The sequence below is a fragment of the Mycobacterium sp. genome, from assembly GCF_049673265.1.
Classification (GTDB): Bacteria; Actinomycetota; Actinomycetes; order Mycobacteriales; family Mycobacteriaceae; genus Mycobacterium.
In genome coordinates this window covers 1-2,445 of sequence record NZ_JBATXN010000013.1, presented here as the reverse complement: position 1 = coordinate 2,445, position 2,445 = coordinate 1, and the positions used below count along the sequence as shown (strand labels likewise).

At 62.7% G+C, this 2,445-nt stretch carries 1 protein-coding gene and 1 pseudogene; both read left to right on the top strand.

Features of this window, described 5'->3' with window-relative positions; translation table 11 throughout:
- Positions 1-1,771 (top strand): annotated as a pseudogene (locus WBF82_RS00315) (AMP-binding protein); the annotation flags it as partial.
- Between the two features lie 63 nt (positions 1,772-1,834).
- The coding region (locus WBF82_RS00310; protein WP_424381122.1) for a beta-ketoacyl synthase N-terminal-like domain-containing protein at positions 1,835-2,445 on the top strand (611 nt) is incomplete at its 3' end.

The window sequence follows — 2,445 nt, the reverse complement described above, 5'->3', positions numbered from 1 at the left end:
GGTGACTCATGGGCAGATTCATGACGGTGGCGCGCGCCTTGGGGAAGTGCTGAGAGTCCGCGGTCTATCCAGCGGAGATCGCGTCCTGTTGTGCCTTCCGGATTCGCCTGAGCTGGTGGAGCTGTTGCTGGCCTGCCTGGCTCGCGGACTGCTGGCTTTCTTCGCGAATCCGGAGCTCCATCCCGAAGACCACGCGTTTTTCGAACGCGACACGGACCCGGCGCTCGTCGTCACCTCTAGTGCTCTTCGCGCTCGGTTCCAGCAGTCGCGCGTGGTGGAAACCGCAGAGCTGTTGTCCGACGCGAGCCGAGTCGAGCCGGGCGACTATCAGCCGCTGAGCGCTGACGCTGCTGCGTTCGCTAACTACACGTCTGGCACTACGGGTCCACCGAAAGCCGCGATCCATCGGCACGCCGACGTGTTCGCATTTGTTGAGGCCATGTGTCGCAACGCATTGCAGCTCACCCCTGGAGACACCGGGTTCAGTAGCGCACGCATGCACTTCGGGTATGGGCTGGGTAATTCGGTCTGGTTTCCATTGGCGACAGGCAGTTCAGCAGTTATTAGCCAAGTGCCGGTGAGTGCGGATCTGGCGGCCGAGCTCAGTGCGAGATTTGCGCCGTCGGTACTTTACGGCGTGCCAACTTTCTTTGCGAGGATTGTCGACGCATGCTCTCCCGATTCTTTCCGTTCGCTGCGCTGCGTGGTATCGGCGGGCGAAGCGCTTGGCGTCGAGTTCGCCGAACGACTGATGGACTTCTTCGGTGGTATCCCGATCCTTGACGGGATCGGCTCAACGGAGGTGGGGCAGACATTCGTATCAAACCGCGTCGATGAATGGCGCCTGGGTACTTTGGGAAAGGCGCTTCACCCGTATGAGATTCGCGTGGCGGCGCCCGATGGCACGACCGCAGGACCAGGGGTTGAGGGCAACTTATGGGTCCGCGGACCATCGATCGCAGCGGGTTACTGGAACCGTCCCACAGATCCCGTCATAACCGGGAATTGGCTCGACACTCGGGACAGAGTGTGCGTGGACGCCGACGGGTGGGTTACCTACCGTTGTCGCGCGGATGACATAGAAATCGTCGGCGGCAACAACGTTAATCCGCGGGAGGTCGAACGGCTCATTGCCGAGCACGAAAATGTGGCCGAAGTTGCGGTTGTATCAGTCAAGGAGCACACCGGCGCACGGGCGTTGCAGGCATTTTTAGTCCCGACGAGCGGAGCATCTGTCGATCAATCGGACATCTACGACATCCACCGGCGACTGCTCACCCGATTGTCTGGGTTCAAGGTCCCGCATCGATTTGCCATTATTGACCGGCTTCCTCGAGGCCCCACCGGAAAGTTGCTACGAGGTGTGCTTCGCGCGGAGGTCCCCGCCGCGCCAATTTGGGAACTGCCGTCGATCGCGGCTTGGCCGGACACCAAGGCGGTGCGTGCAACCGGACCGGCGGCGGACGTGCAGCCGACGGAAAACGCGGGTGGCTCGACGCTTAGCGAGCGGCTGGACGTTTTGCAACGCGAGCGTCACCAGGTGGTAGTCAGGGCCGTTGACGCAGAGGTCGCGAAAATCTTGGGCCACCTCGGCCCTGGCTCGGTAGACCGGGACCGCACCTTCGCCGAGCTGGGTTTTGACTCCCAGATGACAGTCGAACTTCGTAACCGATTAGCGGCACTGACAGGTCTGCGGCTGCCCGACACGATCGGATGGGATTACGGCTCGGTTACCGGACTGGCTGATTACTTGGAGGCCGAACTCCTCGGCTCCGACAGTCCACCGACGCCGCCAGCCCCAGCGAAAATCGATGAGCCGGTGGTGCTGGTGGGGATGGGCTGTCGTTTTCCGGGTGGAGTGGTTTCCCCGCTCGGGCTGTGGGACGTCGTGGCGGGCGGCCGGGATGTGGTGTCGGAGTTTCCCACCGATCGGGGTTGGGACGTGGAGGGGTTGTTTGACCCCGATCCAGACGCGATGGGCAAGACCTACACGCGGCGGGGCGGATTTCTCGCGGACATCGCCGGTTTTGACGCGGGGTTTTTCGGGATCGCCCCGGGCGAGGCGCTGGCGATGGACCCGCAGCACCGATTGCTGTTGGAATGCTCCTGGGAAGCGTTGGAACACGCCGGAATTGAACCGGCATCGCTGAGGGGCTCGGCGACCGGAGTGTTCACCGGGATCTTCGGGCAGACCTATGCAAGCGGGGCGACCGACGGCTTAGAGGGGTACGGGCTGACCGGTTCGGCGTCAAGTGTGGCCTCGGGACGGGTGGCGTATGCCTTGGGGCTGGAAGGCCCGGCGGTGTCTTTGGATACCGCGTGTTCGTCGTCGCTAGTGGCCCTGCACTGGGCGATGCAGTGGTTGCGCACGGGGGAGTGTGATCTGGCTTTGGCCGGTGGCGCGACGGTTATGTCTTCGCCGGCGATATTTGTGGGGTTTAGCAG